At 25.3% G+C, this 22,745-nt stretch carries 28 protein-coding genes and 1 tRNA gene; 28 read left to right on the top strand and 1 reads right to left on the bottom strand.

What is annotated here, in order from left to right; translation table 4 throughout:
* The first annotated feature begins 14 nt into the window (after nt 1–14).
* The 26 genes from rpsH to T403_RS0100210 all read left to right on the top strand — a co-directional run bounded on the left by rpsH (nt 15) and on the right by T403_RS0100210 (nt 18,548).
* The gene (rpsH, locus tag T403_RS0100340; RefSeq protein WP_033160887.1) at nt 15–416 is read left to right on the top strand and encodes a 30S ribosomal protein S8; all 402 of its coding nucleotides are present in this window, start codon (nt 15–17) and stop codon (nt 414–416) included.
* Between the two features lie 6 nt (nt 417–422).
* Nucleotides 423–962 (top strand): 50S ribosomal protein L6, encoded by a 540-nt coding sequence (gene rplF, locus T403_RS0100335; RefSeq protein ID WP_033160831.1) that lies wholly within the window; start codon nt 423–425, stop codon nt 960–962.
* Nucleotides 963–986: 24 nt separating this feature from the next.
* The gene (gene rplR / locus T403_RS0100330; protein WP_033160830.1) at nt 987–1,340 is read left to right on the top strand and encodes a 50S ribosomal protein L18; all 354 of its coding nucleotides are present in this window, start codon (nt 987–989) and stop codon (nt 1,338–1,340) included.
* Nucleotides 1,341–1,471: 131 nt separating this feature from the next.
* The gene (rpsE, locus tag T403_RS04680) at nt 1,472–2,119 is read left to right on the top strand and encodes a 30S ribosomal protein S5 (protein ID WP_408631971.1); all 648 of its coding nucleotides are present in this window, start codon (nt 1,472–1,474) and stop codon (nt 2,117–2,119) included.
* Nucleotides 2,120–2,133: 14 nt separating this feature from the next.
* On the top strand, nt 2,134–2,571 hold the full coding sequence (gene rplO / locus T403_RS0100320; protein ID WP_033160829.1) for a 50S ribosomal protein L15: 438 nt from the start codon (nt 2,134–2,136) through the stop codon (nt 2,569–2,571).
* A gap of 1 nt (nt 2,572) precedes the next feature.
* On the top strand, nt 2,573–4,012 hold the full coding sequence (gene secY / locus T403_RS0100315) for a preprotein translocase subunit SecY (RefSeq protein WP_211246927.1): 1,440 nt from the start codon (nt 2,573–2,575) through the stop codon (nt 4,010–4,012).
* Nucleotides 4,006–4,665, top strand: coding sequence for an adenylate kinase family protein (locus tag T403_RS0100310; protein ID WP_033160828.1), 660 nt, complete (start codon nt 4,006–4,008; stop codon nt 4,663–4,665). The genes secY and T403_RS0100310 overlap by 7 nt, the downstream gene beginning before the upstream one ends.
* Complete coding sequence (map, locus tag T403_RS0100305) at nt 4,658–5,404, top strand: type I methionyl aminopeptidase (RefSeq protein ID WP_033160827.1); 747 nt, start codon at nt 4,658–4,660, stop codon at nt 5,402–5,404. The genes T403_RS0100310 and map overlap by 8 nt, the downstream gene beginning before the upstream one ends.
* A 211-nt stretch (nt 5,405–5,615) precedes the next feature.
* Nucleotides 5,616–5,834: a translation initiation factor IF-1 gene (gene infA / locus T403_RS0100300; RefSeq protein WP_033160826.1), complete on the top strand. Its 219-nt coding sequence runs from the start codon at nt 5,616–5,618 to the stop codon at nt 5,832–5,834.
* Nucleotides 5,835–5,844: 10 nt separating this feature from the next.
* The gene (gene rpmJ / locus T403_RS0100295; RefSeq protein ID WP_033160825.1) at nt 5,845–5,958 is read left to right on the top strand and encodes a 50S ribosomal protein L36; all 114 of its coding nucleotides are present in this window, start codon (nt 5,845–5,847) and stop codon (nt 5,956–5,958) included.
* Nucleotides 5,959–5,977: 19 nt separating this feature from the next.
* Entirely contained in the window at nt 5,978–6,346 is a 369-nt protein-coding gene (rpsM, locus tag T403_RS0100290) for a 30S ribosomal protein S13 (protein WP_033160824.1), read from the top strand.
* A 2-nt stretch (nt 6,347–6,348) separates the two neighbouring features.
* Nucleotides 6,349–6,753 carry a 30S ribosomal protein S11 gene (gene rpsK, locus T403_RS0100285; RefSeq protein WP_033160823.1) on the top strand — a complete coding sequence of 135 codons (405 nt, stop codon included), beginning with the start codon at nt 6,349–6,351 and terminating at the stop codon, nt 6,751–6,753.
* A 20-nt stretch (nt 6,754–6,773) separates the two neighbouring features.
* Nucleotides 6,774–7,778, top strand: coding sequence for a DNA-directed RNA polymerase subunit alpha (locus tag T403_RS0100280; protein WP_033160822.1), 1,005 nt, complete (start codon nt 6,774–6,776; stop codon nt 7,776–7,778).
* Between the two features lie 3 nt (nt 7,779–7,781).
* Nucleotides 7,782–8,144, top strand: coding sequence for a 50S ribosomal protein L17 (gene rplQ, locus T403_RS0100275; RefSeq protein WP_033160821.1), 363 nt, complete (start codon nt 7,782–7,784; stop codon nt 8,142–8,144).
* A 24-nt stretch (nt 8,145–8,168) separates the two neighbouring features.
* A complete protein-coding gene (rplM, locus tag T403_RS0100270) occupies nt 8,169–8,609 on the top strand; it encodes a 50S ribosomal protein L13 (RefSeq protein WP_033160820.1) in 441 nt (146 codons plus the stop codon).
* Nucleotides 8,609–9,004, top strand: a complete 396-nt coding sequence (rpsI, locus tag T403_RS0100265) for a 30S ribosomal protein S9 (protein ID WP_033160819.1) — start codon at nt 8,609–8,611, stop codon at nt 9,002–9,004. Before rplM ends, rpsI begins: the two co-directional genes overlap by 1 nt.
* A 77-nt stretch (nt 9,005–9,081) precedes the next feature.
* Nucleotides 9,082–9,158 (top strand) — tRNA-Ile (locus tag T403_RS0100260).
* 321 nt (nt 9,159–9,479) lie between these two features.
* Entirely contained in the window at nt 9,480–10,079 is a 600-nt protein-coding gene (gene infC, locus T403_RS0100255; protein ID WP_033160818.1) for a translation initiation factor IF-3, read from the top strand.
* Nucleotides 10,060–10,248 (top strand): 50S ribosomal protein L35, encoded by a 189-nt coding sequence (rpmI, locus tag T403_RS0100250; protein ID WP_033160817.1) that lies wholly within the window; start codon nt 10,060–10,062, stop codon nt 10,246–10,248. The genes infC and rpmI overlap by 20 nt, the downstream gene beginning before the upstream one ends.
* Nucleotides 10,249–10,316: 68 nt before the next feature.
* Nucleotides 10,317–10,664, top strand: coding sequence for a 50S ribosomal protein L20 (gene rplT, locus T403_RS0100245; protein ID WP_084273822.1), 348 nt, complete (start codon nt 10,317–10,319; stop codon nt 10,662–10,664).
* A gap of 27 nt (nt 10,665–10,691) precedes the next feature.
* Complete coding sequence (gene rpmB, locus T403_RS0100240) at nt 10,692–10,889, top strand: 50S ribosomal protein L28 (RefSeq protein WP_033160815.1); 198 nt, start codon at nt 10,692–10,694, stop codon at nt 10,887–10,889.
* 85 nt (nt 10,890–10,974) lie between these two features.
* Entirely contained in the window at nt 10,975–12,330 is a 1,356-nt protein-coding gene (locus T403_RS0100235) for a BMP family ABC transporter substrate-binding protein (RefSeq protein WP_033160814.1), read from the top strand.
* 95 nt (nt 12,331–12,425) lie between these two features.
* Nucleotides 12,426–14,222: a hypothetical protein gene (locus T403_RS04395; protein WP_156933522.1), complete on the top strand. Its 1,797-nt coding sequence runs from the start codon at nt 12,426–12,428 to the stop codon at nt 14,220–14,222.
* Nucleotides 14,223–14,488: 266 nt separating this feature from the next.
* Entirely contained in the window at nt 14,489–14,680 is a 192-nt protein-coding gene (locus T403_RS0100225) for a helix-turn-helix domain-containing protein (protein ID WP_033160813.1), read from the top strand.
* A gap of 573 nt (nt 14,681–15,253) precedes the next feature.
* On the top strand, nt 15,254–16,306 hold the full coding sequence (locus tag T403_RS0100215) for an ATP-binding protein (protein WP_033160811.1): 1,053 nt from the start codon (nt 15,254–15,256) through the stop codon (nt 16,304–16,306).
* Nucleotides 16,296–18,548, top strand: coding sequence for a S8 family peptidase (locus T403_RS0100210; protein WP_033160810.1), 2,253 nt, complete (start codon nt 16,296–16,298; stop codon nt 18,546–18,548). Before T403_RS0100215 ends, T403_RS0100210 begins: the two co-directional genes overlap by 11 nt.
* Before the next feature lie 35 nt (nt 18,549–18,583).
* Here T403_RS0100210 and T403_RS0100205 read toward each other — a convergent pair whose 3' ends face one another.
* Nucleotides 18,584–19,465 (bottom strand): UTP--glucose-1-phosphate uridylyltransferase, encoded by an 882-nt coding sequence (locus tag T403_RS0100205; RefSeq protein WP_033160809.1) that lies wholly within the window; start codon nt 19,463–19,465, stop codon nt 18,584–18,586.
* Between the two features lie 154 nt (nt 19,466–19,619).
* Here T403_RS0100205 and dnaK point away from each other — a divergent pair, with 154 nt between their 5' ends.
* Together dnaK and T403_RS0100195 are read left to right on the top strand one after the other, a co-directional pair.
* Nucleotides 19,620–21,419: a molecular chaperone DnaK gene (gene dnaK, locus T403_RS0100200; protein WP_033160808.1), complete on the top strand. Its 1,800-nt coding sequence runs from the start codon at nt 19,620–19,622 to the stop codon at nt 21,417–21,419.
* Nucleotides 21,420–21,704: 285 nt separating this feature from the next.
* The gene (locus tag T403_RS0100195) at nt 21,705–22,319 is read left to right on the top strand and encodes a hypothetical protein (RefSeq protein ID WP_033160807.1); all 615 of its coding nucleotides are present in this window, start codon (nt 21,705–21,707) and stop codon (nt 22,317–22,319) included.
* Nucleotides 22,320–22,745 lie beyond the last annotated feature (426 nt).

Below are 22,745 nucleotides of genomic sequence, written 5' to 3'. Positions count from 1 at the left end.
ATTTTCAAAAATCCATGACCAAAAGACTTACAGATCCAATAGCAGATATGATCACTAGAATTAAAAATGCTAATATAAGAAAACATAAATTTGTTGAAATTCCTCATTCAAATAAAAAAATTAAAATTCTTGAAGTAATTAAAAAAGAAGGTTATATTAAAGAATTTGAAGTTTCTGGTGAAGGAGTTCAAAAAAGAATAGTTGTTGAATTAAAATATAAAAATACAACAAGTGCTATTACTGATATTAAAAGAATTTCTAAACCAGGATTAAGAGTTTATAGTTCAGCTAGTGATATTCCAGAAGTAATTTCAGGATTTGGTACTGTAATTATTTCAACCTCAAAAGGTATTTTAACTGATAAAGAAGCAAGAAAGGAAAATGTAGGTGGTGAAATCATCGCTTACGTTTGATAATAGTTTATGTCAAGAGTTGGTAATAGAGCATTAATAATTCCTGAAAATACAAATGTAACTATTGATAATACACTTGTTACTATAGCTGGAAAATTAGGGCAATTAACAAGAGAATTTTCACCTTTAATTGCAATCAAAGTTGTTGAAAATAAATTATATACCGAAAGATCAAACGAACTTAAAACTACAAAACAATTACACGGAACTACTAATTCACTTATCAGTTCTATGTTAAAAGGTGTAAGTGTTGGTTTTCAAAAAGAAATCGAAATTAAAGGGGTTGGATATAAAGCCGCTTTAAAAGGTAAACAAATCGAAATATCAGCTGGTTATTCACATCTTGTTTATATTGATATTCCTGATGAATTAAAAATTGAAATTCCTAAAGCTACAACTATTATTGTATCTGGAACTGATAAACAAAAAGTAGGACAATTAGCAGCTAACATTAGAGCAGTAAGACCTCCAAGTCCATATTCTGGAAAAGGAATCATGTATAAAGATGAAAAAATTAGACGTAAAGAAGGGAAAAAATCTTCTAAATAATTTTAGATGATTAAATAAACTAATATGGCAAAATTATCAAGAAATAAAAAGAGAATTAATAAACATTTAAGAATTAAGTCTAAACTTAATCTTACAAGTGGAATTCGTCTTTCAGTATATAAATCATTAAAAAATCTTTATGCACAATTAATTGATGTTGAAAATGGTAGAACTATAACCTCTGTTTCAACACTTAATTTTGACACTTACGGCGGAAATATTGAAGCAGCTAAAAAATTAGGAACTTTAATGGCTAATAAAATTAAAGAATTAAATTTATTAGAAACTAAAATTGTTTTTGATCGTTCAGGTTATATTTACCATGGAAGAGTAAAAGCTTTTGCCGAATCAGTTAGAAACGAAGGAGTTAAATTTTAATTATGGAAACTAAAATGGAAACTAATAATAAAAATCCTAAAGCAGCTCCAACTAAAGAAATTAAATTCACACCTAAATTTAATAATAAAAATACATCAAGAGCTGGGCAAACTAATAATAAAATTGATAAATTAAAAACTGAACTAAAATCTAAAACAAATAAACCTTTCGCTCGTAGAAATCACGATTCTAATAAAGAAAATGTTGCATCTAATAAAGAGAATAATCAATTTAATAATCCTAATTTTACTCAAAAAAGAAACTTCAAAAAAAGAGAAAATGCACCGCAACAATTTGTTAATGAATTTGAAGAAAAAGTTATTCACGTTGCTAGAGTTACAACTGTTGTAAAAGGTGGAAGAAGATTTTCATTTTCAGCCTATGCTGTAGTTGGTAATAAAAAAGGTAAAGTGGGATTTGGACATGGAAAAGCAAATGAAGTACAAGATTCAATTAAAAAAGCAATTAAATCCGCACAAAATAATTTAATTAGTGTACCAATTGTTGATTCAACTGTACCACATAGTATTCAAGAAAAATTCTTAGCATCTAAAGTTTTATTAAAACCTGCTCCAAAAGGAAAGGGGATAATTGCTTCTGCTTCTGTTAGAGCAGTTGTTGAATTAGCTGGTTATTCCAATATTTATACCAAAACTTATGGTTCTAGAACTAAAGCTAACATTGTAAGAGCTACTATTAATGCATTAAGTAAATTAAGAACTGCTGAAAAAATTGCTGAACTTAGAAACATTCCTGTTGAAGAGTTAAAAAGAAAATAATCGAGGTATTATTAATGAAATTACATGAATTACAAAGTACAATAGGTTCTAGAAAAGAAAAACACCGTAAAGGTCGTGGACATGCTGCTGGTAAAGGAAAACAAGCAGGTAAAGGTCAATCAGGGCAAAGAAAAAGATCATCTGTTAGACCTGGATTTGAAGGGGGACAAAACCCTTTATTTAGAAGAATACCTAAAATTGGGTTTAATAATGTTAATAAAGTTGAATATCAAACTGTTTCATTAGCAAAACTTGAAGAAAAATATAACAATAATGATGTTGTTACTTTAGAGAGTTTATTAGAAAAAAGAATAATTAGAAAAAAAACATTACCTGTTAAAATTTTAGCTTCAGGTACTTTAACAAAAACTTTAACTGTGCAAAGTCACGCTTGCTCACTCAAAGCAAAAGAAATTATTGAGAATCTTAAAGGAAAAGTAGAACTAATTTAAAATGTTTAAACAAATTTTCAAATTTTTAGTTTTTATTTGATTTTTAATTACAAAAATCTATATTAAAATCAAAACTAAAATTGAATTTTTTTTAAGAGAAAAAGTATTAACAAAAAAGATAATATTCACTTTATGATTATTATCTATTTTTGTTATTTGTACAACTATTACACTTCCAGGAATTAAAATTAATCAAAGAAATTTAGATCCTAATTCATTTTTAGGGATTATTGATATTGTAGGTGGTGGAGGTCTTAGCAACTTTTCAATTGTAGCTTTAGGTATAGGACCATTTATAACAGCATCGTTAATTATGATGATTGCTCAAACTAAATTATTCCCCCCAGTTCATCAATTAGCAAATTCAGGCCCTTTAGGAAGAAAAAAAATTAATATAATTACCAGACTTTTAACAATATTTATCGCAATTATTCAAGCTATTGTTTTAGTTAGAACTGTTATTGACAATCCTCAATTTAATTTTTTAGTTCTTGAAGATACATCTTTTGGCTATAAATATATAGCTATACCATTGATTTTAATTGGCGGAAGTTTGTTTTCTTTATTTTTAGGGGAACAAATTACTGAAAAAGGTGTAGGAAATGGAACATCATTAATAATTTTTTCAGGAATAGCTACAAGATTACAATCTACATTTAGAGCTGCTTTTAATCATTATTTAGGGGATACATCTTCTGGGCTTGTTGGGAATGTTATTTTATTTAGTATTTATATAATTTCCTTTTTGGTTTTAATTTTTATTATTGGAATTTTTCATCTAGCTGAAAGAAAAATTCCAATCCAACAAACTGGAGCTGGAATGACTAAAAATGTTAAAGACATTTCATATTTACCAATTAAAATTAATCCAGCTGGAGTAATGCCTGTTATTTTTGCGCTTATTATTTTATCTTTCCCAACCTTAATATCTAATTTATTAAATCCTAATACTTCTGCAGTAAGAAATTGAATTGAAAATAATTTAAAAGTCACAGATCCGATCGGATTTAGTATTTTTATTGTTTTAGTTTTTCTTTTAGCGATAGGAATGGGATTACAACAATCAAGAGTAGACAAAATAGCTGAAGATTTTTCTAAAAATTCTACTTTTATTCCTGGAGTAAGACCTGGAGAGCAAACAGAAGATTATTTAATTTCTGTAGTTTTAAGATTATCATTTTTTTCAGCTATTTTTTTAATTGTATTAGGTTCAATTCAACCAATATTAATTTTTATTGGGCTACCACCACAAATTTCAATCAGTGGAACTTCATTAATTATTTTAGTAACTACCGCACTAGAGACAATTAGTCAAATTAAAGCTCGAAGAGAAAGTGAAAAAATTACTAAAAAAAGAAAATTAATGACAAAAGTTATTGATCAAAAAATTAATAACAAAAAAAATAATAAAACAGAGCAAGGAACATTTTCACTATGATAAAAAAAGTTAGTAAAAATTTAATATTTTTAGGAGCTCCAGGTTCAGGGAAAGGAACTTTAGCAAGCGCCCTTGCTAAAGTTACTAATTTAATTCATTTATCCACTGGAGATATTTTTAGAAAAACTATTCAAGCGCAAACTCCATTAGGCTTAGAATTAAAATCGATAGTGGAAAAAGGTTTTTATGTTCCTGATAGTATTACTAATAAGATAGTCGAAGAACAATTAAATGACTTAAATAAAAATAATAAAAATTTTATTTTAGATGGTTATCCAAGAACAGTTAATCAAGCTGAATTTTTAGCTACTTTAGCAACATCTAAAATTGCTAAAGTAATTCTTTTAGATGTTGCTAAAGATGTAATAATTCAAAGATTAACAAAAAGAAGATATTGTCCTAAATGCCAAAAAACTTATCATTTAATTTTTAAACCTTCAACTAAGGGTGAATTATGTGAAATTGATAATACTCCTTTAGCTCAAAGACAAGACGATCAAGAACAAGCTATTTTTAAAAGATTAGAAATATATGAGTCAGAAACTAAAGTTTTAGTTGAATTTTATAAATCTAAAAACTTACTTGTAACTTTAGATGCTAGTGATAATCCAGAAAAATTAGTAGATAAAGTATTGGAAATTATTAATAATGGCTAAATTAATTAAAAGTGAACAAGAAATTGAGTTAATTAGAAAATCTTGCGAAATTCTAAAGCAAGTAAAAAAAATTTTATACAATTTCATCAAACCAGGGGTTAGTTTATTAGAAATTGATAAATTAGCTTATGATGAAATTGTTAAACGAGGTGGCAAACCTGCTTTTTTAAAATATTATGGTTTTCCCAACACAATATGTGCTTCATTAAATGAAGAGCTTATCCACGGCATTCCCGATAATAGAATTTTAAAAGATTATGATTTAATTTCAATTGATGTTGGGGTAATTTATAAAGGTTATTATAGTGATTCAGCTTTTAGTAAAAGTGTTGGTAAAAGCAATTATGAAAATGATCGTTTAATTGAAGCTGCAGAAAAATCATTTAAAGCAGGAATTGATGCAATTAAACCTAAAGCAAAAATAAGTGATATATCAGCTGCAATTTTTAATGTAATTAAAGAATATGAATTTTACACTCCAATTGAATTTACTGGTCATGGTATTGGTAAAAATCTTCATGAAAAACCAGAGGTTCCAAATCATATTTTTACAACTAATGTTGGACCAATGTTAAAAGATAATATGGTTATATGTATCGAACCAATGATTTTACAAGATTCACCAAAAATAAAAATTTTAAATGATGGTTGAACTGTTGTTGCGCAAAGCAACAAAAAAGCAGCGCATTATGAGCATACAGTTTTAATTAAAAATGGCAAAGCTGAAATATTAACTTAATTTTATTTAAACTAATTATAAAAGTAAAAATATGTTATAATTGTTAACTATATTTATATAAATTTCTTGGCATTAAATTTATTTTTTGTAAGTCCAGGTGTTTATTTAAAAGTAGCAATTTCTTTTAAATAAACAAAAAATAAATAAATTGCATATTTTATTAATATTAATAAACAAACTTTTAATTTGAAATGAGGTATTTGTTTACAAAATGGCAAAAGACGCAATTAAATTGACTGGTAAAATTGTTGAAGTATTTAATGCAAATGAATTTTTAGTTCAACTAGATGATAACAATCTTACAATCAAAGGACACATTTCAGGAAAAATGAAACTTCACCACATTAAAATTATTTTAGGTGATAAAGTTGATGTTGAAGTTAGCCCTTATGATTTAACAAAAGGTAGAATCGTTTACCGTCATAAATAAAAGGAGAACTATGAAAGTTAGAGCATCAGTAAAAAAAATCTGTAAAGATTGCAAAATTATTAAAAGAAACAGTGTAATTAGAGTAATTTGTTTATTACCAAAACACAAGCAAAGACAAGGGTAATAATTAAGAAAGGAATAAAATGGCAAGAATTTTAAATATTGAAATTCCTAATAATAAAAGAGTAGAAATTTCTTTGACATACATTAAAGGAATTGGAAAAGCTACTTCACAAGAAATTTTAAGATCAACAAATATTGATCCGAATATTAGAGTTAAAGATTTAACTGAAGAACAACTAAGTAAAATTAGAGATGCTGCAGCTAAATATACAACTGAAGGTGATTTAATTCGTGAAGTTGCAATGAATATCAAAAGATTAATGGAAATTAAATGTTACAGAGGTATTAGACACAGAAAAGGGCTTCCAGTTCGTGGTCAAGTTACACAAAAAAATGCCCGTACTAGAAAAGGTCCAAGAAAAACTGTAGCTGGAAAGAAAGGTAAATAATCATGGCGAAAGATAACAAAAAAAAATCTAAAGCAAAAAGAAAAAATGTTGTTTCTGGAATTGCACATATTCATTCAACACATCAAAATACAATCGTGACTTTTTCTGATTTAGATGGTAATGTTATTGCTTGATCTTCTTCAGGTGCTATTGGTTATAAAGGGACTAAAAAGAAAACCCCTTATGCAGCAGGACTGGCAGCAGCGGCAGCTTCTGAAGCGGCTAAAGAACACGGAATTAAAGAAGTAAAAGTTAACTTAAAAGGTTTAGGCGCTGGGAAAGATGCAGCTAGAAAACAAATTGAAGTATCTGGAATTACAGTTACTGAAATTAAAGATGTAACCCCTATTCCTCATAATGGAACTAGACCTCCAAGAAAAGTATTTAAAAGAGAAACTAAAAGATAATATCATCATCAGGAACAAATATGCAAAAATTAACAAAAATTTTTTATAAAGAGAATTTAGATAAAAAAATATCTGATCATCAATCAACATTTGTTCTTGAACCTTTAGACCGTGGGTTCGCTAATACAATTGGTATTGCACTTAGAAGAACATTATTATCTTCAGTAAGTTCTGTAGCACCTTTCGCTGTCAGAATTGAAGATGTTAATCACGAATTTAGTGCAATTGATTATGTAGAAGAAGATGTTGTTAGAATTTTAAATAATATTAAAAAAATTAAATTTATTTTCAATCCTGAAATTTTTATTGAAAAAGAACCAGTTAAAGTATCTTTAGATAAAGATCTTGATGGTGAAATAACAGCTAATGATTTAACTTTACCTCCAGGGGTTAAAATTATAAATGGTGATCAAGTTATTGCAAAAGTTAAAAAAGTTGGTGTTCTTAAATTGGAAATCTTTCTTTTAATGGGACGTGGCTTTGTTTCATTTGAAGAAAATAAAAAAACAATTTTAGAACTTAGTCCAAAATTTGAATCCAAATTAAAAAGTGGTAAATACATTGCAATAGATTCAGATTTTTCTCCAGTTATTAATATTAATTTTGATGTTGCAGAACTTAATTCAGCTTCTAATATCATTCAAGAAAAATTAGAATTTCACATTCAAACTGATGGAACAGTTTCTGCTAAAGAAGCAATTAATGAAGCAGCTAAAATTTTAATGGTACATTTAAAAATAATTTCCCAAAGTGAACATTTAGAATTTGATGAACAAGAATTTTTTGAAAAAGAAAAAGTAAAAGAAGAAATTCCTAAAGCTAAATTAATCGAAATTACAGAACTTAATTTAACCGTTAGATCTTTAAATGCACTAAAAAGAACAGGATTTAAAACATTATTAGATTTAGAAAAAATTGATGAAGAAGAATTACATAATATTAAAAATTTAGGTAAAAAGTCAATTCAAGAAATTATTGATAAATTAAAAGAACATGGAATTGTTCTAAAAAAGAAAGGAGATTAGAAAATGGCAAATCCTACACAATTATTTAGAAGAAATTCAGCATGAAGAAAACATGTTTTACGTTCATTAGCTACTGATATTATAGTTCATGGTAGAATTACAACAACATTAGCAAGAGCTAAAGAATTAAGAAAGCATGTTGATCGTTTAATTACTAGAGCTAAAACTAATACTTTAGCTTCTCGTCGTTTAGCAGCAGCATTTTTAAGAAATGTTGAAACTAAAAATAATAAAAGCGCTTTAAGTCATTTATTTGATGTTTTAGGTCCAAAATATAAAGAACGTAATGGTGGTTATACAAGAATTTTAAAATTACCTAACCGTTCTGGTGATAATGCACCAATCGCTATTATTGAATTAGTATAACAAGAAAGGAGAATAAAAATTATGATGAGACAAACTACTATTGTAAAACATTTAGAAGTTGAAAAAAAATGATTTGTTGTTGATGCCGAAGGTCAAATTTTAGGAAGATTAGCAACATTTGTTGCTAATCGTTTAAGAGGAAAACATTTACCTACTTTTACTAGAAATGTTGATATGGGTGATAACATCATTATTATCAACGCTGAAAAAGTTATTTTAAGCGCTAATAAAGAAGAAGATAAAATTTACTATTCTCACTCAGGTTATCCAGGTGGACTTAAAAAAATTAATGCCGCTAATTTAAGAAAGAAAAAACCTGCTGCATTATTAGAAAAAGCAATCAAAGGAATGATTCCACATACAAAATTAGGGCGTAGACAAATTGTTAATTTATTTGTTTATCCAGGACCTGAACATAAACATCAAGCACAAAAACCAGAAAAACTAGAGGTGGTATTTAAATAATGAATGACAAAATTATTTATAAAGGAACAGGAAGAAGAAAATCTTCAACTGCAAGAGTAACTTTAACTTCAGGAACTGGTAAATTTACAATTAATAAAATCGAAGCTAAAAAATATTTAATGCAAGATTTATTAATTAAAGATGCTTTACAACCATTTGCTATTACTGAAACTGAAAACACTTTCGATATTAATGTTATAGCTAAAGGTGGAGGGCTTTCAGGACAAGCTGGGGCTATTAGACTTGGAATTGCTAGAGCTTTATTATCTGCTTCAGAAGATTATAAAGCTAAATTAAAAGAGTTTAAAATGCTTACAAGAGATGCAAGAAGCAAAGAACGTAAAAAATACGGACTTAGAAAAGCTCGTAGAGCAAGACAATTTTCAAAACGTTAATTTTAAAAAATATACAATATTTTTTTATTTTTTTGTTATAATATTAAAGCAATTTTATTTTTGCTTTAATTATTTAAGGGAGCGTAGCTCAGATGGTTAGAGCACACGACTGATAATCGTGAGGTCGATGGTTCGATCCCATTCGTTCCCACCATTTCAATTTATTGACCAACACAATTTATTTAAATTGTGTTTTTTCTTTATTTTTTTTAAAAAAAAGTTATAATTTAAAAGCAAATAAAAATTGCAGAAAGTAGATTCACTTCTCACCTAAGGGATCATTCCCTGGGTTTACTACAATTATTATTCAGTATATTTTGAAAATTAATCTTATTATTTTTTAAATATATTATTTTATTTATAATTAATTGTTGGTTTAAAGAAGTGGAAAAATCCACTTTTTTTAGTATATTTAATTTTTTAAGGAGTAAATATTAATAAACTAAATAATAAAAAGAAACCGCAACCAGAACATATGGTTAATGATGCTATTCCTTTCAAAAAAATGTTTGTTCTTAGTCAAGAAAATGAACAAATAGGTGTATTAAACAAAGAAGATGCAATTAAATTAGCTAAAGAAGAAAGATTAGATTTAGTTATTATAAACATTGATAATTCAAGCGGAACACCAAGACCTATTGCAAAAATGATGGATTATGGCAAATTTAAATACGAAAGAAAGAAAAAGCAAAAACAACAAAAAGAAAAGCAAACTTTTGTTAATAATAAAGAAATAAGATTATCAGCAAGAATTAATATTAATGATATCGAAACAAAAGCTAAAAAAGCAAGAGAATTTCTTTTAGATGGTGATAGGGTTAAGGTTTCATTAAAATTTAAAGGTCGTGAAATGTCACGTCCTGAATTAGGTAAAAATATTCTTGATAAATTTTTTGAATTTGTTGAAGATATCGCTAAAATCACTAAAGATAGTCAACCTAATGAGAGATTTTTAGATATGTATATCGAAAGAGATAAAAAGAAAAAACCAAATTTAACAAGTTCAAAACAAGAAAAACAAGAATTACAAAAAGAGAAAGGGACTATTGATTCAAATGCCAAAAATGAAAACTAAATCATCTTTGAAAAAAAGATTGAAAAAAACTGGAACTGGTAAAGTAAAAAGAGGTAAAGCATATACTTCGCACTTAGCACAAAATAAGTCTACTAAACAAAAAAGACAATCTAGAAAAGCAACCTTATTATCAAAATCAGATTTCAAAAGATTAAAAGGACTTTTTTAAAATATATTAATTAACATAAATATATTTTAAAAAAGATAAATTATTAAAAATTATAATAAAAAGGAAAAATTATGAGAGTAAAAGGCGGAACTGTCACAAGACAAAGAAGAAAAAAATGAATAAAATTAGCTAAAGGTTATTGAGGACATAAATCAATCGGTTTTAAAGTAGCTAAACAAGCAGTTGTTAAATCTTGAACTTATGCTTTTAGAGATAGAAAACAATTAAAAAGAGAATTTAGAAAACTTTGAATAGCTAGAATTAATGCAGCATCAAGACCATTAGGTGTTACATATTCTCAATTAATTAATAATCTTAAAAAAGCTAATATTGAAATTAACAGAAAAATGTTATCTGAATTAGCAATCCATCAACCTGAAGTATTTAAATCAATTGTTGAACAAGTTAACAAATAAAATAATTTATAAAAATAAAGGAGAATCATGGCAAGAAGAGATGATATCACTGGAAAAGGTCCAATGGTTGGTAATAACAGATCACATGCATTAAATGCAACTAAAAGAACTTTTAGATTAAACTTACAAAAAATTCAATATAAAGATATTAATGGCAGAGAAGTTACTTTAAAAGTAAGTGCTAAAACTGCAAGAACCCTTAGAAAAAAAGGTATTATTAACTAAAAAAATATAACTAAAAAATAAGCGTTTTATAATAAGTTTTTTAAAATATTTATAAAAAGCTTATTTTTTTTATATAATTTTAACTATGAAAAAGAAAAATTTATTAAATAAAAAAATATTATTAACATTAGGTTCTTTAGCATCAATAGCTACTATAGCTACTGTTGTTTCATGTGGAACAGATAAAAAAGTAGAAAAACCTACAACTAATGTTGCTGGAATTACTGAATTAGTCAATTCATCATCACAAGCTATTAAAACAGCTTCCCAAGATGAAACTAAACACAATAAATTAAAAATTAAATTAATTACAGCAGCAGGAAGTGTTGATGATAATAGTTTTAATCAATCAATTTATGAAGCTATTAGAAATTTTGCTGCTTTAGCTAATTCAAAAGAAAGTGAAGCAGGATATTTTAATGCAACATCTGATGAAAAACTTCATGATGCATATGATAAATTATTAACTGAAGATATAAATGTTTGAGTTTTATCAGGGTTTACTCATGGATTACCTGGAACAGGTTTTCTAAATTGACTTAAAAAAGAAAATAATAAATCAAAATTTGATAATAAGAAAATAATTGTAGTAGGTGTGGATTGAAACTTACCACCTAATGATACATCGATGAGACCAGGTAGTTTTATTTCATTAATGTACAAAACTAATGAAGCGGCTTGAGTAGCTGGTTATGCAGCTGCTAAATATTTAACTGATACTGAAACAGATGCATCTAAAAGAACTTTAGCTACATTTGGAGGAGGGAGTAAAGCAGGAGTTACCGACTTTATTGCTGGATTTTTAGGCGGAATTTATTCTTGAAATCAAGATAATACTAATAACAAAGTTAAATTATCACATGAAACACTAGATCTTGATATAGGTTTTGACTTAAAAGCTTCTGATAAAATAACAAAAGTTAATAACATTGTTGCAACTAACAAACCAAAAATTATTTTACCTGTTTCAGGTCCATTTACCGATATAGTATTAGAAGCAATTAAAAAAAATAACATCGATCAATTAGTTATTGGAGTTGATACTGATCAAAGTAAAGAATATATCGCAAATTCCGATAAATTCTTTACATCTATTGAAAAAAGATTAGGTTCTACAGTATTCAGAGTTTTAAGAGATTTATATTTAAAAGAAAATTTACCTAGCGATAGCTTAATTAATGAATTTAATAGTAATTCAAAAAATTTAACTATTTTCGAAGGCATAAATAAACAAGCAGTTGATGTTTCGGATAATTCATTTAAAGATATTCAAAAGAAAAACAAAGCGCAAGAAGCATTAAATTATGCTAAAGAAAAATTTATAGAATTAACAAAAAACAATTCTAATTTAAACATTATTGATGTTTTTATAGGCGCAACGGATGATCAAGTTAGTAAACTGAATGAACTAGTTAAAAAAATAAACAATGAATCAAATTAAAATTTTTAATTTAAATAACATTTTTTATATATAAAAAACATATTTTTACTAATTAAAATTTTAAAAAAAATATGTTTTTTTTGTATAATTTTTTTATGAAAAATAAATTTTTTAAGAAAAAAACACTACTATTTTTAAGTTTTATTGGTGGCGTTTCTACAATAATGACAACTGTTTCATGTTCCCGGTTAATTAAAGATAAAATTGGTAATATCTCTTCAAAAATCAAAAAAACAATAGGTGTGTCAAAATCTGGTGATTTTATAACTAATCCAGGTAATTTCCAAAGAAAAGATAATGATAATAATCAAAAATTAACTTATGAGATGAAAGAGCAAATATTAAAGGAAGAATTAAACAAAATCATTGATAATTATGGTTTTTATAAATATGAGTTTTCTGAAATAAAATTCCAATTAAATAACAAACTTTATCAAAGAGGCTATGAAAATTATCCTGAAATTTTTGAAAGTGATTTAATAAGTTCTAAAATAAATGAAGTTATTGAAAATGGAAGATACAAAATTAAATTAGTTAAGCCTCAAGAAAGTATTTACGACGAAAATATCAACAACTCACTCTATAGAGGAATAGAAAGATTTGCTGATTATAATTCTAAAACTTATTTTGATTATGTTGATTTTTCAAGTGAATATAGCCTTCATGACACTTATAATCAATTATTAACTGAAGATATAAATGTTTGAGTTTTGGCAGGGCCAGAACATGGAAATTTATCAACAGGTTTTTTAGATTGAATTAAAAAAGATGATAATAAATCAAAATTTGATGAAAAGAAAATCATTGTAGTTGGTGTGGATTGAGATTTTGATAAAAACAAATCAACAATAATGAGAGCATCCAGCCTTTTTACATTGAAATATAAACTAGAAGAAGCTGCTTGAATAGCAGGGTATGTAGCTGCTAAATATGTGGCTGAAAACGAAAGTAAACCTGAGCAAAGAACTTTAGCAACATTTGGTAAATCTAGTGAAATTGAAGTTACTAACTATATAAAAAGTTTTTTAGTTGGAATTCACCTTTGAAATGAAACAAATGATAAAAAAGTAAAATTATCGCATGATGAATTAGCGCTTGATTTAAGCCCTAATTCACATGATTTTAGTTTTTTTTCAAATTTAGCAACTTCTAAAATTGATAGAATCCTTAAAAAAAATAATCCAAAAATTATTTTTCCTGTTGTGGATAATTATTTCAGACATACGATACAAAAAATTAATAGCCAACAAAGTATTGTGGGAATTCTTCCTGATCAATTAAAAGAGTTTAAAGATTATAAATATAGTGGTAAATATTTTGCTTTAATAGAAAAAGAATATTCTTCAACAATATTTAAAATTTTAAAAGATTTATACGATTCAAATAGTTCAATTAATTCCAATGATAGTTTAATTCACAAAACACCGGAAAATAATGGTAATTTATCTATTTTTGTAGGAATTAAGAATAACGCTGTTCATTTTTCAGATGATTTTTATGATAATTATAATGTTAAATATACTTTAGATACTATTAAAAATACTTTGAATAATTATTTAGATGAAAGTTCAAACGATACAAATATTAATGATAATTTTTCTGAATATGATCGTAAAGAAGAATTAAATGAATTAATTCAAAAAATTAATTCTCAATATGAATATTCATTAAATTCCGAAACAGCTGATACACATGATTATAATGATTATGAAACAAAAGTAAGTCACTATGAAGATAAAAATATAACTGATACATCAAGTGAAGATTATGATGATAGTGAAGAAGAATATGATGATGAAGCTGATTACGTTAGTGATGATGAAGAGGAAGCTGATTACGTTATTGATGACGATGCTGATGAAAGTGATTACGTTACTGATGACGATGAATAGCCAGTGCAAAAATCAGAAGCTTATAATTTTGTTATAGAAATATCAGAAGCATCTTCAAGCCCTACTCAGTACAAATCATTTCTAAAAAAAGAATGAATAATGTAATTTCACTACAAAGATAACAACCCTTAATTCTAAAAGTAAATGCAACACTTTATAATAAAAAAACAATAAAATTATAAAGGGGCGCATTTTTTTTGAAAATTTATTTATTTCATTAAATTCTTAAAAAAAAAAAAAAACCTTCCTCTGAAGGAGAGGTTTTTATGGAAAAAAATATAAATAATTTTTTTCACTTGAATCAGCAAAATAGATTAATAATTGAAAAACTTTTACTTAATAAGTGATCTCATCGTAGAATCACTAAAAAATTAGGTGTAAGTAATTCAATAATTAGTCGAGAAATTAAAAGAAATTCCGATAGTAATTTCAAATATTCTGCTAAATTCGCAATTTAACAAAATAATTATAGACAAAAAATTAAATTTTACAAACGATTTGATGATATGAAAAAATATAAAGAATTTAATCTTTTGTTTAAGAAAAAATATAATAAAAGATTTTTTTGATATTAAAGTATTTACAATTGAATTAAAAAAAATTAAAATTTTAAAAAAAAACACCAAAAAAATTATTGTGCTATTTTTTTGGTGTTTTTTTTTAAAAAATGTTAAAACAATGATATAAGAGCATTTTTTAGGGTTTTGTCACAACACGTGACAAACGTGATGTATTTATTCTTGCACTTTAGGAAGTTTTTAATTAACTTAATATAAATTTTTAATTAACATCATAAAATTTTAATTTTGCTTTTTTTAAAAATTCAAAATAAAATTCAAAAAATTAAAACATAAACATTAAAAAAATATAATGTTTTAATAATTTTTTAAATTATTAAGCCAATAATATTAAAACATAAATACAAAACAATAATTTTTTACTTATTTTTTTTATATTTAAAAACTGTCCCATTTTTAAAAATTTTGTCCCTAATATGATATAATAAAAATATTAAAATGAAAGGGTAAAAAATGAAAAAAGGTAATATTGTTAATTTAATTAAATATTATGCAGAAGAAAATGATTCTGCATTTAGAACTGAAGCATATGAAATAGCTAAAAATTTTTATGAAAAAGGCGATATACAACTAGCAGAATATATAATGTCATTATTAGCAAATAATAACTTATATGTTCCACAAATATACGAAGAAAAAACTCATTTTTTAAAAAAACATTTTTTTAAAAAAAGCAATTTAACATTTTCAGAAGAAATAAAATTTGATATTGAAGGAATAATAAATGCAACTAATAAAAAAATAGGAGTTAATAAATTTTTATTTATAGGTTCACCAGGAACTGGAAAAACTGAATCAGTTACATATATAGCTCGAGTTTTGCAAAAAAATTTATTTGTAGTAAATTTTTCTCAAATAATAGATAGTAAATTAGGGCAAACTGCAAAAAATATATTTAATTTATTCGAAGAAATAAACAATTTAAATAACCCTGATAAAGCTATTATACTATTTGATGAAATTGATGCTCTGGCTTTAGATAGAATTAATTCAAATGATGTAAGAGAAATGGGAAGAGCAACAAGTGAATTTTTAAAAGGCCTAGATAATTTAAATGAAAAAGTAACAATTATTGCTACTACAAATTTATCAGACAAGCTTGATAGAGCTTTAACAAGAAGATTTGACACTATTATAAATTTCAATCGTTATTCAAAAGAAGATTTATTAAAAATAGCTGAAAATATTTTAAACAGTTATATTTTAAAAATTAAAAATATTTCAAAAAATACAAAATTATTTAAAAAAATTATTTTATTATCTGAAAATATTCCTTTTCCAGGTGAATTAAAAAATATTATTAAAACTTCTTTAGCTTTTAGCGACATTAGTATTTCGCTTGATTATTTAAAAAGATTATATAAAACAATAACTAATGAAACAGTTATAAATATAAAAACATTAAAAGAACAAGGTTTTAGTATTAGAGAAAGTGAAATTTTAACCAATACATCAAAAAGCAAAATATCAAGAGATTTAAAGGATAATTTTTTAAATGAACAATAAAAAAAATAATGTATTACAACTTAAAGGAGTTTTATTTGAACAAAAAAAATCGGAAAAAAAACCCGGATTTTTAAAGCTTCCTAAAAATGCAAAAGTAAAAGTTGAACATCTTAAAAAATTACTAAAAGATCTTGAACAATTATTTGATTTTTGACAAAATCAAAATTTAGAAATAAATCCATTAATTTCAGTTTATTACAAAAAAATAGTTGCAAAAAGTAATAGAATTAAATCGATTTTAGAAAGTAGTTTAAAAAAAAATAATGAATCAATAGTGGGTTCTAAAATATTAAATTTTAAACATGTTTTTATACATTCAATAAAGCTTAAAACACTAGCAGAATCCATTTCTAATTTGAAAAATGTTATTGATATTATTTTAAATGTTTGAAAATTAGATGAAATAAATGAAAGTCATATTAATGGAATAAATAAAAGTAATTTGCTAAAAAAACATTTTACTAAAATCACTAGTTTTATCTTTGTTAACATAGTGGTTGATGCCTATTATGTAGAAGCATTTGGACTTCAAGAATACAACAATGATGATAAAAACAATAAAGATAAAGCGATTGTATCAATTTATGATCTGAAAATAGATGTTATAAAATTATTGAAACAATTGGATATTTCAATTAATTTTAATCAAATAGCAAACAACACTACATTGCTTTTATCAGAAAAAGATTTTTTTATTTTAAAAACTAAAGCCCCATTTTTAATTTCTATGGTTTTTAATGATTTTAATAAACTTGATGATGTTAGACTAAGTAAAAAAAATATTGATAATAAAAAATTATCAATTATCGATCCAAAAAACGAACCCATTATAGGTGTGATTGATACAATGTTCGATAAAAATGTTTATTTTGGAAAATGAGTACAATTCGAAAATAAATTATCTCCAGAAATAAAATTAAAGAATGAAGATTTTATTCATGGAACTTTAGTTTCTTCTATTATAGTTGACGGCCCTAATTTAAATCCTAATTTAGAAGATGGTTGTGGAAAATTTAGGGTAAAACATTTTGGAGTATCTAGCCAACGTGGTTTTAGCAGTTTTACTATTATGAAACTTATAGAGGAAATTATTAAAGCTAATTCTGAAATAAAAGTTTGAAATTTATCTTTAGGATCTCTTTATGAAATAAGTGAAAATTTTATTTCTCCAGAAGCTGCTATACTTGATCAAATTCAGTTTGAAAATGATGTTATTTTTGTTATAAGTGGAACAAATAAACCAGCGAATTTTGACATAAAAAAAATTGGCTCTCCAGCAGATTCTTTAAATTCAATAGTGGTTAACTCTGTTACATTTGATAATGAACCCACCAATTATACAAGAGAAGGTTTGGTTTTATCTTTTTTTCAAAAACCAGATGTATCTTATTATGGAGGTAGTTTTGAAAAAAAAATTATTGCATATGGCCCACAAGGAAAAATTGAGGTAATGGGAACGTCATTTGCAGCTCCTTGAATTACGAGAAAATTGGCTTTTTTAATTTATGTATTAGACTTACCAAGAGAAGTTGCTAAAGCACTTATAATCGACTCAGCAATTGGTTGAGGAAAAGAAAAATATGATAATAAAAAAATAGGTTATGGTATAGTCCCAATTCATATAAATGATATAATTCAAACTCCAAAAGATGAAATTAAATTTTTAATTCAGGATGTTTCTAGAGAATATGATAGTTATAATTATAAAATACCTGTGCCTATATTTGAAAATAAATATCCTTTTAAAGCAAAAGCAACAATGTGTTATTTTCCTAAAGCTTCTAAAAATCAAGGAATTGATTATACAAACACAGAATTAGATCTTTATTTCGGAAGGATGAAATTAAATGAAACAAATAAGCCAACGATTGTATCAATAAATAAAAATAAACAAACACATGATGATGGTTTTTTATTTGAAAAAAATGCAAGATTACAGTTTAGAAAATGAGATAATGTAAAACATATAAGAGAAATTATTACAAAAAAAAATTTTGCAAAAAAAATGTTTGAATTTCCATCGTGAGGAATAAGTGTAAAAACCAAAGAAAGATTAAATCCTAATGATGGAAAAAAATTACCCTTTGGAATAGTTATTACTTTAAAAGAACTAGAAGGTAAAAATCGAATTGAAAGTTTTATTCAACTATGTAATTTAAATGGTTGAACTGTTAGTGAGTTAAATCTAGAAAAAAGAATTGATATTTTTAATAAGAAAAATGAAAATATTGAATTTGATTAAAAATTAAATAAGGCAGTACAAAACATTACATCGCCTTATTTTTTTTTAATTATATTTTCTATATGTTTTAAAATAGAATCTTTTATTTTTTCTTCTCTAATAGAATAATCAATATTTGCTTTTACAAACCCTTCAATAGAACCTAAATCATATCTTATTCCATCTAATTGATAAGCATAAATTTTTTGACTTTTCATTAATTGATCAAATGCATCTACTAATTGAATTTCGTTATTAACTGTTGGTTTGATATTTTTTAAAATATTTAAAATTTCTGGTGTAAAAACATATCTACCAATTATTGCTTTATTACTTGGAGCGTTTTTAACTTCAGGTTTTTCAACAGCACCAGATATTTCAAAAATTTTGTCATTTTTTTGTTCATTATTTTTTGGAATAACAATACCATATTGATTGACATTTTCTTTTTCAACATCAGCAACACCAATAATTGATGAGTGTTTTTTTTCAAATTCATCAATTAATTGTTTTATAGCAGGTTTATCTTTATTATAAATTAAATCATCTCCCAAAATAATCCCAAAAGGTTCATTATTAATAATTTCACTAGCTACAGCGATAGCATGTCCAAGACCTAATTGTTCATTTTGATAAACTACTCTTATAAATTTTTCTTTGTTAGTTTTTTTAACTAATTCTAATAATTGATTTTTATTTTTTGCAATTAATTCTTCTTCTAATAGATCATAAATTTTAAAGTAATCTACCACTTCATTTTTTCGTGGCGAAATAACTAAAACAATTTCAGTTATGCCAGCTTCAACACATTCATCAACTAAATAACTAATTGCGGGTTTATTTAAAATTGGCACTAATTCTTTATGAATTGATTTTGTTAAAGGTAAAAATCTTGTTCCTCAACCAGCGGCGGGAATAATAACTTTTTTTATTTTCATAATAAAAAATTTTACAATAAAAATAAAACTTTAAAAAAAATTGGCAATATTTGTTGTCGAGTGCTAATTTTGTGGTACAATAGTTTATAAGCTGAGAAAAAGCTTGAAAACAAACAAATATAACTATAAAATAAAAATATACAAGGAGCAAATTATGGCAAAAGAATTAATTTTAGGTATTGACTTAGGTACAACAAACTCTGTTGTTTCAATTATCGAAGATAAACAACCGATTGTATTAGAAAATCCAAACGGAAAAAGAACAACTCCTTCAGTTGTTGCATTTAAAAATGGCGAAACTATTGTTGGAGAAGTTGCGAAAAGACAACTAGAAACTAATCCAGATGCAATTGCATCTATTAAAAGATTAATGGGAACAAATAAAACTGTAAAAGCTAATAACAAAGAATATAAACCAGAAGAAGTTTCCGCAATGATTTTAAGTTATTTAAAAGAATATGCAGAAAAAAAAGTTGGTAAAAAAATAACTAAAGCTGTTATTACAGTTCCAGCATATTTTGATAATTCAGAACGTGAAGCTACTAAAACTGCAGGAAAAATTGCTGGTTTAGAAGTATTAAGAATTATTAATGAGCCAACAGCTGCTGCTTTAGCTTTTGGACTTGATAAATCAGATAAAGAAATGAAAGTTTTAGTATTCGACTTAGGAGGAGGAACATTTGATGTTTCAATTCTTGATTTAGCAGGTGGAACTTTCGAAGTATTATCAACAAGCGGAGATAATAGACTTGGTGGTGATGATTGAGATAATGTTATTGTTGACTGATTAATCAAAAAAATAAATGATGAATATAAATATGATGCATCTAAAGATAAAATGGCATTAGCTAGATTAAAAGAAGAAGCGGAAAAAGCGAAAATTGCTTTATCAGGACAAGCTGTTGCGATTATTTCATTACCATTTTTAGCCGTTTCAGAAAATGGGCCAATTAACGTTGAAACAGAATTGAAAAGATCAGAATTTGAAAAAATGACAGCTCATTTACTTGATCGTACAAGAAAACCAATTATTGATGCACTAAAAGAAGCTAAATTAGATGCTAAAGACTTAGATGAAATTTTATTAGTTGGAGGATCAACTAGAATTCCTGCTGTACAACAAATGATTGAACATACATTAGGTAAAAAACCTAATAGATCAATTAATCCTGATGAAGTAGTAGCGATTGGAGCTGCAATTCAAGGAGGGGTTTTAGCTGGTGAAATTGATGATGTTTTATTATTAGACGTTACACCTTTAACTTTAGGAATTGAAACAATGGGAGGTATAGCTACTCCTTTAATACCGCGTAATACTACTATTCCTGTAACTAAATCCCAAATTTTTTCAACAGCTGCAGATAATCAAACAGAAGTAACTATATCAGTTGTGCAAGGTGAAAGACAAATGGCTCATGATAATAAAAGATTAGGACAATTTAATCTTTCAGGGATTGAAGCTGCTCCAAGAGGAATTCCACAAATTGAAGTTTCCTTTTCAATTGATGTTAACGGAATAACAAAAGTAACAGCTAAAGATAAAAAAACAAATAAAGAACAAACAATTACAATTCAAAATACAGGGCAATTATCTGAAGAAGAAATTGAAAAAATGGTTAAAGAAGCAGAAGAAAATAGAGAAGCTGATGCTAAGAAAAAAGAAAAAGTAGAAACAATTATTAGAGCAGAGACTTTAATTTCACAAATTGAAAAATCAATAACTGATCAAGGTGATAAAGTTGATCAAAAACAAAAAGAAATGTTAGAAAAACAAGTTGAAGAACTAAAAACATTAATGAAAGAAGAAAAAATTGATGAACTTAAAACTAAATTAGACCAAATAGAACAAGCGGCTCGAGCATTTGCAAATCATGCAGCAAATAGTGCTCATACTAATGATACAAGTTCATCATCAGATAACGATCCAGTTAAAGCGGATGTAGAAGAAAAATAACAAATAAAAAACTCAAAAAATTTATTTTGGGTTTTTTATTTTTTTTATTAATAGTCAAAAAATTAAGAATGATAACCACTTTTTAAAAAACTTTAATTAAATATTTTTTTATTTTTAATTAAATGTGTTTTGAATAATGCTATTAATTAAATAATAATATTTTTTTATTTTAAAAATTTTTTAATATATTTAATTATATTGAATATTAAAAAAGTGTATAATTTAGATGTATAATAAAAAGTTTATACATTTAATTTATTAATCAATTTTAAACGGAGGTTTTCCATGGAGTTAATTTTAAATAATAGCATTCAAAATGAAACTACTATTTCTCAATCATATGAAATTAAAAATAATAATGTAAAAATTATAAAAAATATTCCAGATAAATATATTGTTTTTTATAACCAATTTAAAGATAGAATAGAATATTTTAAAAATATTTTTTCATCCATCAATACAGAAAAAGAATTTAATGAAAAAATTCAATCATTACCTATTAACGAACAAAACGAATTTATTTTTTTACAAAAAGAGGGGATGAAGAACTTAGAAAACATTTCAAGATTTAAAAGAAGAACTCACACTTGACATTGACAATGAGCAGAAATGTGAGTAAATTTAAATAAATACGAAACTGATAAAGCTTTAAATGCATTTAAAATCATTAGCGATATTTCTTCCAGTGTTAATGATTTTACTTCTGAATTACCAGAGGAAGAATTTAAAATTTTTTTAGCATTAAAAGGAATCGGAATCACCACCGCTCTCCTCACTAATATTAATGTTGCTCAAATGGAATACTTGATTAAACATTCTGAATTTGGAACTTTAGCATATGCATTTAAATTTGGATTTATTCCTTTTGGCTGAAGATCTGGAATTACAGATGGATATTAAAACAATTTTAAAACTATCTTCAATATTTAGTTTAGTAGCCTTAATTAGTTTTATTTTTTACTTAATATTTTTATATTCAGTATTATTTTCAGATTTAGATTTTGTTTTGTCATTAATATTTATAATTTTTATTTTTTCTATTGTTATTTTAGTGTTTATCCCTTTTGTAGTTTTTTATATTTGAAATATAAAAAATTTATCTAATATATCACAAAATATTATAAATAAAAAACAAAAAATTTTATTAATGTTTTTCCCTATGGTTTACATTTTTAATCAAAAAAAATATTCAAATATTTTTTAAAAAATTTTAAAAAAAGCACATTTTATGCTAAAAAAGCACTAAAAATGTGCTTTTTTTTCATTTTTTTTAGTAATTCTTTACAAAAAAAAAAAAAAAGTATAATAACAATGTAGACTTGTTTT

This window comes from Mycoplasma collis ATCC 35278 (genome assembly GCF_000701825.1).
In the GTDB taxonomy this organism is placed as follows: domain Bacteria; phylum Bacillota_I; class Bacilli_A; order Mycoplasmatales; family Metamycoplasmataceae; genus Mesomycoplasma_A; species Mesomycoplasma_A collis.
This window is presented reverse-complemented; position numbering and strand designations above follow the sequence as displayed.